At 61.8% G+C, this 13,717-nt stretch carries 12 protein-coding genes and 1 pseudogene; 3 read left to right on the top strand and 10 right to left on the bottom strand.

What is annotated here, in order from left to right; translation table 11 throughout:
• Positions 1 to 10: 10 nt before the first annotated feature.
• From aroB to EIH26_RS02585, 9 genes are all read right to left on the bottom strand, one after another.
• Positions 11 to 1,114, bottom strand: a complete 1,104-nt coding sequence (aroB, locus tag EIH26_RS02625) for a 3-dehydroquinate synthase (RefSeq protein WP_124060635.1) — start codon at positions 1,112 to 1,114, stop codon at positions 11 to 13.
• Positions 1,093 to 1,710 carry a shikimate kinase gene (locus tag EIH26_RS02620; RefSeq protein WP_124060634.1) on the bottom strand — a complete coding sequence of 206 codons (618 nt, stop codon included), beginning with the start codon at positions 1,708 to 1,710 and terminating at the stop codon, positions 1,093 to 1,095. The genes aroB and EIH26_RS02620 overlap by 22 nt, the downstream gene beginning before the upstream one ends.
• Entirely contained in the window at positions 1,707 to 2,879 is a 1,173-nt protein-coding gene (aroC, locus tag EIH26_RS02615; protein WP_124060633.1) for a chorismate synthase, read from the bottom strand. Before aroC ends, EIH26_RS02620 begins: the two co-directional genes overlap by 4 nt.
• 60 nt (positions 2,880 to 2,939) lie before the next feature.
• The gene (locus EIH26_RS02610; protein ID WP_124060632.1) at positions 2,940 to 3,902 is read right to left on the bottom strand and encodes a shikimate dehydrogenase; all 963 of its coding nucleotides are present in this window, start codon (positions 3,900 to 3,902) and stop codon (positions 2,940 to 2,942) included.
• 2 nt (positions 3,903 to 3,904) lie between these two features.
• Entirely contained in the window at positions 3,905 to 4,435 is a 531-nt protein-coding gene (locus EIH26_RS02605) for a YqeG family HAD IIIA-type phosphatase (RefSeq protein ID WP_124060631.1), read from the bottom strand.
• A 12-nt stretch (positions 4,436 to 4,447) separates the two neighbouring features.
• The gene (gene mltG, locus EIH26_RS02600; RefSeq protein ID WP_124060630.1) at positions 4,448 to 5,578 is read right to left on the bottom strand and encodes an endolytic transglycosylase MltG; all 1,131 of its coding nucleotides are present in this window, start codon (positions 5,576 to 5,578) and stop codon (positions 4,448 to 4,450) included.
• Positions 5,579 to 5,587: 9 nt separating this feature from the next.
• On the bottom strand, positions 5,588 to 6,016 hold the full coding sequence (gene ruvX / locus EIH26_RS02595) for a Holliday junction resolvase RuvX (protein ID WP_124060629.1): 429 nt from the start codon (positions 6,014 to 6,016) through the stop codon (positions 5,588 to 5,590).
• Positions 6,017 to 6,094: 78 nt separating this feature from the next.
• Positions 6,095 to 7,615, bottom strand: coding sequence for an IMP dehydrogenase (locus EIH26_RS02590; protein ID WP_124060628.1), 1,521 nt, complete (start codon positions 7,613 to 7,615; stop codon positions 6,095 to 6,097).
• A gap of 204 nt (positions 7,616 to 7,819) precedes the next feature.
• On the bottom strand, positions 7,820 to 8,782 hold the full coding sequence (locus tag EIH26_RS02585; protein WP_206424660.1) for a helix-turn-helix transcriptional regulator: 963 nt from the start codon (positions 8,780 to 8,782) through the stop codon (positions 7,820 to 7,822).
• Between the two features lie 321 nt (positions 8,783 to 9,103).
• Here EIH26_RS02585 and EIH26_RS08650 point away from each other — a divergent pair.
• The 3 genes and pseudogenes from EIH26_RS08650 to EIH26_RS02570 all read left to right on the top strand — a co-directional run.
• A pseudogene (locus EIH26_RS08650) lies at positions 9,104 to 9,223 on the top strand (ornithine carbamoyltransferase); the annotation flags it as partial.
• Positions 9,224 to 9,343: 120 nt separating this feature from the next.
• Positions 9,344 to 10,300, top strand: a complete 957-nt coding sequence (gene arcC / locus EIH26_RS02575; RefSeq protein ID WP_124060626.1) for a carbamate kinase — start codon at positions 9,344 to 9,346, stop codon at positions 10,298 to 10,300.
• Between the two features lie 222 nt (positions 10,301 to 10,522).
• Positions 10,523 to 12,097 carry a YfcC family protein gene (locus EIH26_RS02570; protein WP_124060625.1) on the top strand — a complete coding sequence of 525 codons (1,575 nt, stop codon included), beginning with the start codon at positions 10,523 to 10,525 and terminating at the stop codon, positions 12,095 to 12,097.
• Between the two features lie 175 nt (positions 12,098 to 12,272).
• Here the strand turns inward: EIH26_RS02570 and EIH26_RS02565 are convergent, their stop codons facing one another.
• Complete coding sequence (locus tag EIH26_RS02565) at positions 12,273 to 13,691, bottom strand: sodium-dependent transporter (RefSeq protein ID WP_124060624.1); 1,419 nt, start codon at positions 13,689 to 13,691, stop codon at positions 12,273 to 12,275.
• Between the last annotated feature and the right edge of the window lie 26 nt (positions 13,692 to 13,717).

The following is a 13,717-nucleotide window of genomic DNA, read 5'->3' as shown; positions in this document are numbered from 1 at the left end:
CCACTGCAGCCTACCTTTCGGAATATGCGCGCAAAGCCGAGACCAGCTCGTCGCGACCGATGCAGGCAAGCTCCCAGCGCGCCACATCGGACAGCAGCACGAACCTCGCCTCGCCCCGCTGCGCCTTCTTATCGTGCACCATAGCTTCGACCAGGTCCTCGGCAGAAGGCAGCATGCCCATCGCCGATAAGCCCAAGGCGTCGAGCAGTTCGTTTTGAGCAGCTGCGAAATCGCTCCCTGCGATCCCGCGACGCTGCGCCAGGAAAACGGCGAACCTCATGCCTTCGGAAACGGCATGCCCGTGCGACACCGTCCCGTAACCCAGCGCTTTTTCCAGAGCATGTCCAAGCGTATGCCCGTAATTCAGGCACGTGCGCACCCCGCTTGTCTCCATCGCGTCGCGTGCCACCACATCGGCTTTGAACACAACCGAGCGGGCAACCGCTTCGGCCGCCGCACCGTAATCGCGGACGGCAAGATCTCGCGCGTGCTCGGACAGCCAGAAGAAGAAATCATCCGACCCGATCAGGGAAGACTTCGCGATCTCGGCCAAACCGCATGTCCACTCCCGATCGTCGAGGCTTTCAAGCACAGCTTGGTCGGCGCACACATAAGACGGCTGCCAGAAGCTGCCCACCAGGTTCTTTCCCGCAGCAAGGTTCACCGCGGTCTTACCGCCCACCGACGAGTCGACCATGGAAAGAAGCGTGGTGGGAACCTGAACAAGCGCGACGCCGCGCATGTAAGACGACGCGACGAACCCCGCCAGGTCCCCCACCACGCCGCCGCCCAGCGCCACCACCACGCAACTGCGCTCGAGCCCCAGCTGCGCCATCGCATCCCACACTTCATGGGCGATATCAAGGGACTTGCTTGCCTCACCAGCCGGAACCACGATGTCGGCCACCTGATAGCCGACAGCCCTCAGCGCAGCTTTCGTCCGGGGCAGATACAGCGGCGCAACATTATCGTCACTGATAACGAGAACGCGACGATGCGGCGCAAGGGCGGGAATCGCCGCCATCGACGATCCCAGGCCATCGATCAGCCCCGATCCTATCCGAACCGCATATTCGACGCCCCCAGGCAGCCCTACGATGACTTTCGTAGCCACAGCACTCCCTTTCTCCGCAGAACGGATCGCAGCTCGTAAGCCACCGCCCCCGTGCTTCTATCGGCGGTTTCCACGGTATGGTCGGCCACTTCCTCGTACAGGGGGCTGCGTTGCCGGCAGATCAGCTCCGCATTGTCCAGATCGCCGAACAGGGGGCGGCGCTCGAAATTCCTGATGCGCCGAGCCGCGTCGTGCGCGGTGATCTTAAGATGCACCACAAAACCCGACCGCTTCAAGATCTCGCGGTTCTCGGGACGTACCACCACCCCTCCCCCGCATGAAATGAACTGGGGCGGCGCCGCGGCAAGCTCGCGCAGCACCTCAGTCTCGATCCTCCGGAAGCCCTCTTCCCCCTCTTCGGCGAATATGTCTGCGATCTTCTTGTCGCACCGGCGCTCGATATAGCAATCCATATCGACCGAAGCCGCGCCCGCAATGCGCGCGAGCCGCCGCACGACCGAGGTCTTCCCGGCTCCCATGAACCCCACGAAGAACACGGGGCTTCTGAGCGCCCACGCCCCCGCGTCCGGCCTCTTCTCGCTGGGACGCTTCTTGCGGAAATCGTGCACGGGCTGCTTGCCCTTGGCCCCCGTCATTTGGACATCGTCCTGATACGCTGGCGATACGACTTGATGGCGGCGCGAATGCCGCGCATATCGTCGCACCCGAACTTCTCGAGGTACGCGTTGGCCAGCACGAACGCCACCTGGGCCTCGGCAACCACAGCCGCCGCGGGCACCGCGCACACGTCGCCGCGCTCGCGCGACGCCTCCGCCGGCTCCAGCGTGTCCAGATCGACGGTGCCCAATGCGCAAGCCAACGTGGGGATAGGCTTCATGGCGCAGGTCACGATGAGGGGAAGACCCGTGGTCATGCCGCCTTCGAGGCCTCCCGCGTTGTTGCTGGCCCGCGTGAACCCGCGACCGCGATCCAGCCCGATGACGTCGTGGACGCGCGAGCCCCGAAGCTGCGCCGATCTGAATCCCAATCCGAATTCGACGCCCTTGATAGCTGGGATGCCGAACAGGGCGGCACCGATCTGCGACGTCAGGCGGCTGTCGGGCTGCGAGTACCCGCCCAATCCGGGGATCAGGCCCAACGCCACCACGCGAAACGTTCCACCCAGGCTCTCGCCTTTCGCGGCCGCGTCGTCTATCGCGTGCTTCATCAACTCGGTCGCCTCCGCGTCGGGGCAGCGCACCTCGGACATCTCGATATCGAGCGGTTTGTAATCGGGCGCGCTGAGCAGCGGGTCGTCTTCGTTCAAACAAGCATCGCCGATGGAGCTAACGTACGAGAACACTTCGACCCCCACATCGGCCAGAAACTCGCGCGCAATGGACGCGACGGCGACGAGGGAGGCGGTCGAACGAGCGCTGGCCCGCTCCAAAACGTCGCGGCAGTCCTCGGTCCCCACTTTAATCGCACCCACCAGATCGGCATGACCGGGACGCGGAGTCACTTCGCGCTTCAACGCGGAGGGGACGGGCCCGAACACGGCCATCCGATCCGACCAGGTTTCCCAGTCCTTGTTCTCCACCACCAACGTGACGGGAGAACCCAGCGTTTTGCCGAAGCGAACGCCCGACGTCACGCGAACGGCATCGGCCTCGATGGATTGGCGCGCGCCGCGCCCATAGCCGGATTGGCGCCGCTTAAGGTCGGCGTTGATGTGTTTTTCAGATATCTTGAGGCCCGCGGGAACCCCCTCGACGATGGCAGTCAATTCGGGGCCGTGGCTCTCACCTGCCGTCAAATAACGCATGGGCTTCCTCGTTTCGCGATCCATTCCAACCGATTGTAACGCATGGCCGCCCGCGCCAGGCTACGCGGAGGCAAGCGCGACAAACCCCGCAGCTTGCGCCATAACGCCGAACAGATCGCATCCCTCGAAATCGACGGCGCACCCCGATGCCGCCGCGATGCCGCGCAGGCCGAGCTCTGCCTGAGCCACCAGCATCCCCTCGCCATCAAATGCCTGGCAGCCCGCCTGACGAGCGGCTTTGATAAGCGCGGTTTCGCCATGGCCGTACACGACGTCGAACGCAATCTGACCCGACGACAGAAGCGCCGTGTCGAATGGAGCCGGATCCCCCGCATGCATGCCAAGCGAGGTGGCATCGACGATAAGGTCGGCCGCCGCGAGGTCGGCCGCCGCAGAAGCGTAATCGAGCGCCCTCAAGCGCGCGGGGGCGCAAGCGCAACAACCTCGATCGAGCGAGCCGCCCGCAAGCGAAACGGCGACCAAGGAGCGATCAAGCCGATCCAGCGCGGCAAGATAACGGGCGCGAACCTTGGATGCGCGCCCAGCGTCGCGACCCACCAGCGACACTCGAGAAGCGCCCGCCGCAAGGACGGCATGCACGATGGATAGCGATGTGGGACCCGTTCCGCACACCGCGACGCGCGACCCGGAAAAGACCGCACCGCATCGTTCGAGGTAAGCCACGCATCCCGCCCCATCGACGTTGTCGGCAACCAATCCGTCGCCGGTGCGCACCAACAGATTCGCCCCGCCCGACAGCCGGGCCGCCAAAGTGCTTCGCGCCGCCGCCCGCAAAGCGAGGGGCTTGAAGGGCGTAGTCACGTTCAGGGCAAGGAAGCTCCCCCGTTCGATGAAGCGGCGCGCCTCGTCTGCATCCTCGATATCCATCAAACCATATTCCCAGGAAAGACCCAGTGCTCGCGCCGCCGCGTTGTACAGAGCAGGAGACTTCGAGTGGGAAACCGGATGACCCATCACATACAAACGCTCTGAAAGACCGGCCCAGCCAATCTCCGGCGCCATGCCTATTCCCTCGCCTGCGCAGAAACCGACGTCGAAGCGCCCTCGGGAATGCGGTCACCCATCATCTTGCGTTCGGCGCGGCGCAGCGCCGCCATATGGGGGAGATCCTGCTCGACCAAGGGAGCTATCAGGTACGATTTCATGCCCACCAGCTTCGCGCCCACCACATCCGTGCAGATCTGGTCGCCCACCATAACCGACTTGCTCGCAGACGCGCCGCACATCCGCATCGCACGCAAAAACCCGAATGCAAGCGGCTTCATCGCCTTGGCGACAATCGGAAGTCCCAGCTCGTCGGCAAGATCGTACACATCGGCATGGCAGTTGTTGGAAAGCAGGCACACAACCGCGCCCTTTTCGCGGGCTCGGCCGATCCATGCGCGCACATCGATCGGGACCTCGCGGTTATCCCGCCGGCGAATGGTGTTATCGATGTCCAGAAAAACGAAACGCAGACCGCGGCCCAGAAGGTCGCGATCCACGTCGATGCGGGACACGCGGGAAAAATATCGGTCGGGAGAAAACGGCCCCATAAGCTGCCTCCCTTATGCGTACGTCGCTTCGTGCTGCTCGTACGTCTCGCTGAAATGGTACTGCATGACACCCGAAGCGTCTTTGGCAAAGTAGAAGTACAGGTATGGAGTCTCTTCGGGAGCGCACACCGCGGCAAGCGATTCTATGCCGGGCGCGCAGATGGGCGTCGGCATCAGGCCGTCGATGGTGTAGGTGTTGTACGGATCGGCCGTCGCAACGTCGGCCGCCGTGGGATCGTGACCCACGAAGTACGCCACCGTCGCATCGGACTGCAATCTCATGCCCTTTTCCAGGCGGTTGTAGAACACGCTGGCCACCGTTGCGCGATGATCGGCGTCGGACTCCTTCTCCACAATCGAGGCAAGCTTGAGCGCATCGTACACGCTTAAACCCTTGGATTGGGGATACGAGAGGTTTAGATTCGCAGTCTCGGCTTCGAACTGGTCGAGCATGGCGCGCACCAGCGAGTCGGCCGCCGAAGAGGCGGTGTACGCATAGGTTTTGGGGAATAGAAAGCCTTCGAGCGACTTGCCGCCGGCGTCTTTGAGGAACGGATAGTCGGCAGCGTAGACGCCGGCATCGGAGGCGGCTTTCACGAAATCAGCCGCCGTCACCACGCCTCCGGTGGAATCCTCGATGATATCGGCGGTGTTTTTCAGCGTCGATCCTTCGGGGATGGTGAAGGTCGTTTCTTTGGGGCCGGCCACCAACAGGTTCACGATATCGTCAACCGACGTACCGCCCGCAATCTCGTACGTGCCCGGTTTCAGAGACGAGGCGGCATTCAAAGCACCCACCCGATCGGTGAAGGCCGACGCCGAGCCTATGAGATGCGCGTCGGTAAGCGACTGCCCGATAGCCTGGGCGCCTTCGCCCTCGGCGACGACGATCGTGGCGGTCTCGCTCTCGGTCAGCAGCTTCGAACCGGAAAACCCGCCGGTCACAAACGATGCCGCGAGGTAGACGACCACCGCAAGGACCGCCACAACCGCGATGAGCGCTGCCACGGCCGGAACGGGATTCCTCTTCGGCTGGATGGCCGTCGTATCGTAGTTCCTGAACATGCGCTCGCCTTTGGCGTGAGCCGCCCGAGCCGCGTGGCTGGGTCGCTGCGAGTACGTTGCGTTCTTACGGAAAGGCATGCTTCTCCTTTACTGTCGTTCGTCTTGCGTCGCTTGGGAATCCAGCCAGGCCTGTAAAAACAAGCTGGCAGCCACCATGTCCACCTTGCCGCGCATCGCCTTCTCGCTCAGGCCCTCGGCGCGCAGCGAGCGCTTCGCCTCCTGCGACGACAAACGCTCGTCGGCAAAGATGCAGGGCAGATCGCATAAGGAGGATACCTCCCGGGCAAAGGCGCGTATGCGTTTGGCTTGGGGGCCCTCGTCGCCCGACAGGCTCTTCGGCAAACCGCAGACGAGAAGTTGGGGTTCCCAATCGTCCAGCACGCGCCTGAACGTGCGCGCGCACGACTTGACCTCAACGGCGGGAAGCACGGCCACCGGAGACGCGACTTTCCGGGCGGGGTCGCTGATTGCGATTCCCACGCGCACCTCTCCGATATCAAGCGCCATAACGCGCATGCCGGATCCTTTCTAAACACGCAACCGCTCACCGCAACGAAAACCGGCGGCGAGGTGCCGGTTCGTTCGGCTTGAAACCTAATTGGACGTCGAAGAGTACCCCGACTTGTCCTTCAGCAGCACGTCATGCGCGCCGCCCTCGACGATGGACGTCGAGCTGACCACCGTAAGCTTCGCCTTCTGCTGAAGCTCGGGAATGGTGATGGCGCCGCAATTGCACATGGTCGACTTGACCTTGGCCAGCGTGACGGCCACGTTGTCCTTCAGCGAGCCGGCGTAGGGAACGTAGCTGTCCACGCCCTCCTCGAAGGTCATGCCCTTCTTGTCTCCGCCCAGATCGTAGCGCTGCCAGTTACGCGCGCGCGCGGAACCCTCGCCCCAGTACTCCTTCATATAGCTGCCGTTGACGTTCACGCGGTTCGTGGGGCTCTCGTCGAAGCGGGCGAAGTAGCGGCCCAGCATGACGAAATCGGATCCCATCGCCAGCGCAAGCGTGATGTGATGGTCGTACACGATGCCGCCGTCGGAGCACAGCGGGATATAGACGCCCGTCTCCTCGAAGTACTCGTCGCGGGCTTTGGCCACTTCGATGGTAGCGGTGGCTTGACCGCGGCCGATGCCCTTCTGCTCGCGCGTGATGCAGATGGAGCCGCCGCCGATGCCTATCTTGATGAAGTCCGCGCCGGCCTCGGCGAGAAAGCGAAATCCCTCGGCGTCCACCACGTTGCCCGCGCCCACCTTCACCGCATCTCCGTAGTTCTCGCGAATCCAGGCGAGCGTGAACTTCTGCCAATCCGAATACCCCTCGGAGCTGTCGATGCACAGCACGTCGGCTCCCGCTTCGATCAGAGCGGGAACGCGCTCGGCGTAGTCGCGCGTGTTGATGCCGGCGCCCACCATATAGCGCTTGTGCACATCGAGCATCTCGTTAGGATTGGACTTATGGGAGGAGTAGTCTTTGCGGAACACCAGGTACATGAGGTTGTCCTGATCGTCCACCAGGGGAAGCGAATTCAGCTTGTGCTCCCAGATGATATCGTTGGCCCCCTTCAGCGTGGTATCGGAAGGAGCGACGATCAGCTTCTCGCGCGGCGTCATGAAGTCGGACACCTTCTCGTCAAGCGACATGCGGGACAGGCGGTAATCGCGCTCGGTGACGATGCCCACCAGCTTGCCGTGGGGGCCTCCGTCGGCGGTAACGGGCATGGTGGAGTGACCCAGTCGGTCGCGCAGGGCAACCACGTCGGCAAGCGTCATATCGGGCGAAAGATTGGCATCGCTGGTAACGAAACCGGCCTTGTAATCCTTCACGCGGGCGACCATGGCCGCCTGGTCCTCGATGGTCTGGGAACCGTAGATGAACGACAAACCGCCCTCGGTCGCCAAGGCGATGGCCATCTTATCGTCGGAAACGGCCTGCATGACCGCAGACACCATCGGAATACCCAGCGAAATGGCGGGATCCTCCTGGCCGCGACGATACTTCGTCAACGGGGTTTTCAGGCTCACGTTTTCGGGAACATGCTTCGATGAGGTGTACCCGGGAACCAACAGGTACTCGTTGAAGGTACGGGATGGTTCATCGAAATAAATGGCCATTGAATGCGCTCCTATCCACTCTCCAGAACTGCCGCCGGCATATTCGGAACAGTATATCCTGCAAGGAGCCCGCACAACCGCGCAACCTTCCCCCTTTTCAGCGAAAACGCACGGGGGAATCCGGGGGGGAACCACGCGGGCGAGCCTTGCCGACCGCACATCGCATGGGCAAGCGAAAACCCACGGGCACCACCTCGCTCTGGCCTAGCCATTCGCCACGAAATCGCTTATGAGCTCTTGGCGGTTGCCGCAGTTGGTCTTCTTCAGAATGTTGTGGACATGCACTTTCACCGTGCTAGGGGAAAGCTGGAGCTCCGAAGCGATATTCTGATTGTCCTTCCCCTGAAGAACGAGAAACAGGACGTCTTTCTCCCTGCCGGTGAGCCTGAGCCTTTCGGCGTATAGGTCGATACCGGCATGAACGACCTCCAGCCCCCGCCGCTCGCTCATAACGGGGGGCTGCCTGAAATGAATGCTCAGAACCCGATAGCATTCCACCCAAATCCAGGCCGCGCACCACAAAAGCAAGATGTTTTCGACGATGCTGCGCTCGGGAAGGATGGTCACGAGCCCCATCAGCAGTCCGTCGCGGGAAAAAACGAACATGGTAAGCACGTTTTCAGCAACGATGCCCACCATCAGCAGAACTCCCCCGATGAAGAACGGGATGCGCTTGCGCATCCGCGATCGGAACGCCTCGCTGGACAGAGAGGCTTTCACGGCAAACACCGCCAGCGACCACGCCAGGAACACCTCCCTCATGGTGACGAAGGCAAACAACCTGATGTTACCCGGAGGAAGCGCACCCCATACAGCAGCGCTTATCAGGCAGAACGCAACGCACGGACCGATCAGCCATACCTGATGGCGGATATCGAAGGTAGAGCACACGATAAGCCAGATCGATGCCAGAACCCCCAGTCCGGTTACCAAGAGCCCGACGGGCTGCCCCATGTAATAGGCGTCGGCCATCTCGTAAAACGATCCGCTGAACAAGTAGTAGTCCTGGAACACCATCAGAACGTCGAAGAAGTACGAAAAGAAAGCCACCGCGGCAAGCCCGTAGGTTTTGCGGCGAGTGACGATGAACGTCGAGAGACAGAGCGAAAACGACCCCACGCTAACCAGCAGCACAACGCACGTGAAATAGAACAGTGCAAGCTCCAAACAAGCCTCCCGACCACGAAACACCGATCCCAACTGCGCGAACGCACCGACCGCTGACGCATGCGAACGCTGCTCGGTTTTGAATAATAGGGGCATTATATCCGCTGGATTAGCAGTCTACACCCATTTTAAACCTCCCGGGCCAACCAATTTAAACGTATTTCTTTCCGTCGGGGTTCCCTACATTAGTCACAGAAGGAATGGGCGGCGATCTGCGGAACCGGCAAGTGCAACGCGGCTGCCGGGCAACGCGGGTGCCTCCCAACGAAAGCCGTCCGCGCCAAAACAGTCGCGCGGACACCGAAGGAGAAAGGAACCACCATGGGCGTCAACCTCAGCGGCCGCAGCTTCGTCCGCCTGCTCGACTTCACCACCGAGGAGATCGAGTACCTGCTCAAGCTCTCGAAGAACTTCAAGGACATGAAGCGCGCCGGCGTGCCCCANCCGGTTGCCCGATCTGTTTGAGTAATACGGGGAAGACCGAGACCAAGCGTATACACTTCGTCGGCAGGGTCAGATGATTATAAGAGACAGCCCCCGCTTCCCGAAAGGAGAGCCCCCATGCCCTACAAGAAGGGAGACGGCCAGTCCGTCGTCATCGCCCTGGGCGGAAACGCCCTGGGCAACACGCCCGCCGAGCAGCTCGGGCTCGTCAAGCACACCGCCGCCTGCATCGTCGACCTGGTCGCCGAGGGCGTCAACGTCATCGTCAGCCACGGCAACGGCCCGCAGGTCGGCATGATCAAGAACGCCTGCGACTTCGCCGCCGCCCGCGACGGCAAGACCCCCGACATCCCGTTCCCCGAGGCCGGCGCCATGAGCCAGGGCTACATCGGCTACCACCTGTCCCAGGCCATCCTCAACGAGGTTCGCCGCCGCGGCATCGACCGCTCGACCGCCAACGTCATCACCCAGACCGTGGTCTCGCCCGACGACCCCGCGTTCGAGAACCCGACCAAGCCCGTCGGCGCCTTCCTCACCGAGGAAGAGGCCAAGGCCAAGGCCGCCGAGACCGGCTATGTGTACAAGGAGGACGCCGGCCGCGGCTGGCGCCAGGTAGTCGCGTCGCCTAAGCCCGAGCGCATCGTCGAGTTCGACGCGATCCGGGATCTCGTGGAGGCCGGCTACATCGTGGTGTCCACCGGCGGCGGCGGGGTGCCCGTGTTCGAGCGCGAGGGCGGCTACGAGGGCGTCCCCGCCGTCATCGACAAGGACCGCTCCAGCGCCCGCATGGCCGCCGACTTCGGGGCCGACGCGCTCATCATCCTGACCGCCGTCGAGAAGGTCTGCATCAACTTCAACAAGCCCGACCAGGAGGAGCTCGACCGCATGTCGGTCGCCGACGCCGAGCGCTACATCGAGGAGGGCCAGTTCGCCCCCGGCTCGATGCTGCCCAAGGTCCAGGCCTGCCTCGAGTACCTGGCCGACTGCCCCTCCGGCAAGGCCATCGTCACCTCGCTCGAGAAGGCCAAGGACGCCATCGAGGGCAAGACCGGCACGGTCATCACGGTGGACTAGGGGCCTTCTCCGAACATCCCGGCAAGCTCGCTGGAATCCGTCACCGACCCGCTATGAAGGAGCTGAGGATCGGCGGCGTATCCGCAAATCGCAGTCTCCGCCGAAAGCGCTCATCAGCCATGCGACGATCAGATGCTGCGCTCTCGGCTTCATCAGGGGGTGCGCGGCGGGCAGACGATCAACCTGCCCGCCGCGCACCGAGAAACAACAGGAGGAACAACTATGGCTCAAGCAGCCGCTGCTATGAACGGAGGGGCAAGCGCTCCCCCGAAAAAGAAATTCAAGCTTTCCTTTCCCACCGCGTTCACCATTCTGTTCGTCCTGACGATCCTCGCCGTTTTAGCCACCCAGTTCATCCCTGCGGGATCCTATTCCAAACTCTCGTACGACAAGGTGAGCTCGGATCTGGTTATCACCGCGCCCGACGGAACCATGACCCACATGCCGGCGACACAGGAGGCTCTCGCAGAGAACCCCGTCACCGCCGACATGGAGGTCGATGTCAGCAAATTCGTCGAAGGCGCCATCACCAAGCCCGTATCCATCCCAGGCACCTACGTCCAGCTGCCCCAGCACACGATGGGAGCATCCGACATCACGCTGGCCATGGTGAACGGCACCATCAACGGCGTCGATATCATGGTGTTCATCTTCGTTCTGGGAGGCTTTATCGGATTCGTGCGCATGACCGGCGCTTTCGAGGCGGGCCTGCTTGCCCTGACCCGCAAGACCAAAGGCCGGGAGTTCGCCCTGGTCTTCGCTGTGTCGGTGTTCATGCTCATCGGCGGCACCACCTGCGGCCTGGAAGAAGAGGCCATAGCGTTCTACCCCATCCTCGTGCCGCTGTTCCTGGCTCTGGGCTACGACTCGATCGTCTCGGTGGGCGCCATCTTCCTGGCGGGCTCCATGGGCACGGCGTTTTCCACCATCAACCCCTTCTCCGTCGTCATCGCCGCCAACGCTGCGGGAACGACCCTCACCGAAGGGATCGAGTGGCGCATCGGCGGACTGCTGGTCGGCGGCATCGTGGTGGTCGCCTACCTGTACTGGTACTGCAAGAAGCTTAAAGCCAACCCCGCGTTCTCCTACACCTACGAAGATCGCGAGCATTTCGCCGAACTGTACTCGATGGGCTCTGCCGACGACCCCGAGGTTGCCGTCTTCAACGTTCGCAAAAAGATCATCCTCTGCCTGTTCGTCGTATCGTTTGTACTGATGGTCACTGGCGTCATGGCGCTGCATTGGTGGTTCCCCCAGATGGCGGCAATGTTCTTGGCAGTCACCATCGTATGCATGCTGATCTCGGGCAAGGATGAGAAGGCCTGCACCGAAGCATTCACCGCCGGGGCATCGAGCATGGTGGGCGTGTCGCTGATCATCGGCCTCGCGCGCGGCATCAACCTGGTTCTGGAAAACGGCCTGGTATCAGACACCATCCTCTACAATGCGTCGAACCTCGTTTCCGGAATGAACGGCCCGCTGTTCATCGTGATGATGTTCCTGCTGTTCTTCCTGCTTGGCTTCATCGTTCCGTCTTCGTCCGGCCTGGCCGTGCTGGCCATGCCCATCCTCGCACCGCTGGCGGATACGGTGGGCATCGATCGTTCGGCCATCATCTGCGCATACAACTGGGGTCAGTACGCCATGCTGTTCCTCGCCCCCACCGGCCTGGTTATGGCGACGCTGCAGATGCTGGACATGAAGTACTCGCACTGGTTCAAGTTCGTCTGGCCCATGGTCGCGTTCCTCAGCGTGTTCGGCTGCATCCTGCTTGTGGCCCAGGTCCTGGTCGGATAGCTCCATCCGCAAAGCGAATCGAACCGCATGAAAAGGGGGACGGCGAAAAGCCGTCCCCCTTTTCATCTTCAGCGCATCAAACCCGCAAGCCTCTCGATCCGCTGAACGAAAACCGCTCCGGCGCACAAGCCCCGGAGCGGTTGAAGACATTCTTTTGCCGATACGGCTCGGCAGATTAGGCGATACCAAACCACTTCGACACGATGGGAATATAGCCCATCACGATGATGAAGCCGATCATGAACGGCACCATGTACTTCACGAACCAGAACAGCCTCTTGGGGAATTTCACGCCATTGCCCGTATCGGCCTCGGCGATGAAGTTCTGCCATCCCCAACCGCCTTTGCGCGTGCAGAACAGCAGCACCAGAAGCGACCCGATGGGAAGCAGGTTGTTCGAGACGATGAAATCCTCGACGCCCTGGATGTCGCCGATGCCCGGAACCACAACGCCGGAAAGCACGTTGAACCCAAGCGCGCAGGGAAGCGCCAAAAGAAAGATCATCACGCCGTTGATGGCAACGGCCTTTTTGCGGCTCACGCCCCACTGGTCCATGGTGAAGCTCATGATGAACTCGAACACGGCAATGACAGTGGAAAGGGCCGCGAACGACATAAACACGAAGAACAGAGCGCCCCACACCTGACCGCCCGGCATGGCCTCGAACACCACCGGCAGCGTCTGGAACACCAATCCGGGGCCCGCACTGGGATCGACCCCGTATGCGAAGCAGGCAGGGAAGATCACGAAGCCGGCCATGATGGCCACAAACGTATCGAGGCTGCCGACGCGCAGGGCCTCGCCCGTCAAAGAGTGCTTCTTGTCGATATAGCTTCCGAACACCGCCATCGAGCCGATGCCCACCGACATGGTGAAGAACGCCTGGCCCATGGCCGCGTATACCGCCTGGAGGAACCCGGACGGACCGTTCGCCGTCAACTTGCTGAAATCAGGCGTAAGGTAAAACGCAATGCCCTCGGCCGCCCCGGGAAGCGTGATCGAGCGGATAGCAAGCAGCAGCAGAACTACGAACAGGGCGATCATCATGTATTTGGTAATGCGCTCGACGCCGTTTCTCAGACCCGCAGCCGTGCAGAGAATGCCGATCACCACGACAACGCCCATCCAGAAGATCAGCTCGGCAGGATTGGACAGCATCGTTGCGAACACGCCGGAAACGCCAGCTGCATCGAGGCCATTGAACGTGCCCGTTGCGCTCTTGAAAATGTAGTTCAGCATCCAGCCGGACACCACCGTGTAAAACATCATCAACACGTAGTTGCCGGCGAACCCGAACCATTTCAGCACATGCCACCGCGAACCGGCAGGTTCAAGCGCCTCGAACGAACGACCGTAGCTGCGCTGGCTGGCGCGGCCGACGGAAAACTCCATCACCACGATGGGAAGCGTGAGAGCGACTAGGAACGCCAGATACAGAAGAACAAACGCGCCTCCCCCGTACTGTCCCACGATATACGGGAACCGCCACACGTTCCCCAAGCCGATAGCGCATCCCGCGCTGATGAGGATGAAGCCCAAACGGGATGCGAACTTCTCTCGTTCCTCCACTGGACCTCCTTTCATTTCGTACATTTCCCTTGCCTGTATGAAAAGACCGA

Source organism: Gordonibacter sp. Marseille-P4307 (genome assembly GCF_900604965.1).
Lineage (GTDB): Bacteria > Actinomycetota > Coriobacteriia > Coriobacteriales > Eggerthellaceae > Berryella.
Note: the sequence above shows the minus strand (reverse complement) of the source record. Positions and strands in the feature narration are given on the sequence as shown.

What these genes read in the sequence shown, in the direction of transcription:
- EIH26_RS02620 (WP_124060634.1), bottom strand. Translation starts at nt 1,710, where the DNA reads ATGACGGGGGCCAAGGGCAAGCAGCCCGTGCACGATTTCCGCAAGAAG.
- aroC (WP_124060633.1), bottom strand. Translation starts at nt 2,879, where the DNA reads ATGCGTTATTTGACGGCAGGTGAGAGCCACGGCCCCGAATTGACTGCC.
- EIH26_RS02610 (WP_124060632.1), bottom strand. Translation starts at nt 3,902, where the DNA reads ATGGCGCCGGAGATTGGCTGGGCCGGTCTTTCAGAGCGTTTGTATGTG.
- EIH26_RS02605 (WP_124060631.1), bottom strand. Translation starts at nt 4,435, where the DNA reads ATGGGGCCGTTTTCTCCCGACCGATATTTTTCCCGCGTGTCCCGCATC.
- mltG (WP_124060630.1), bottom strand. Translation starts at nt 5,578, where the DNA reads ATGCCTTTCCGTAAGAACGCAACGTACTCGCAGCGACCCAGCCACGCG.
- ruvX (WP_124060629.1), bottom strand. Translation starts at nt 6,016, where the DNA reads ATGCGCGTTATGGCGCTTGATATCGGAGAGGTGCGCGTGGGAATCGCA.
- EIH26_RS02590 (WP_124060628.1), bottom strand. Translation starts at nt 7,615, where the DNA reads ATGGCCATTTATTTCGATGAACCATCCCGTACCTTCAACGAGTACCTG.
- arcC (WP_124060626.1), top strand. Translation starts at nt 9,344, where the DNA reads ATGCCCTACAAGAAGGGAGACGGCCAGTCCGTCGTCATCGCCCTGGGC.
- EIH26_RS02570 (WP_124060625.1), top strand. Translation starts at nt 10,523, where the DNA reads ATGGCTCAAGCAGCCGCTGCTATGAACGGAGGGGCAAGCGCTCCCCCG.
- EIH26_RS02565 (WP_124060624.1), bottom strand. Translation starts at nt 13,691, where the DNA reads ATGTACGAAATGAAAGGAGGTCCAGTGGAGGAACGAGAGAAGTTCGCA.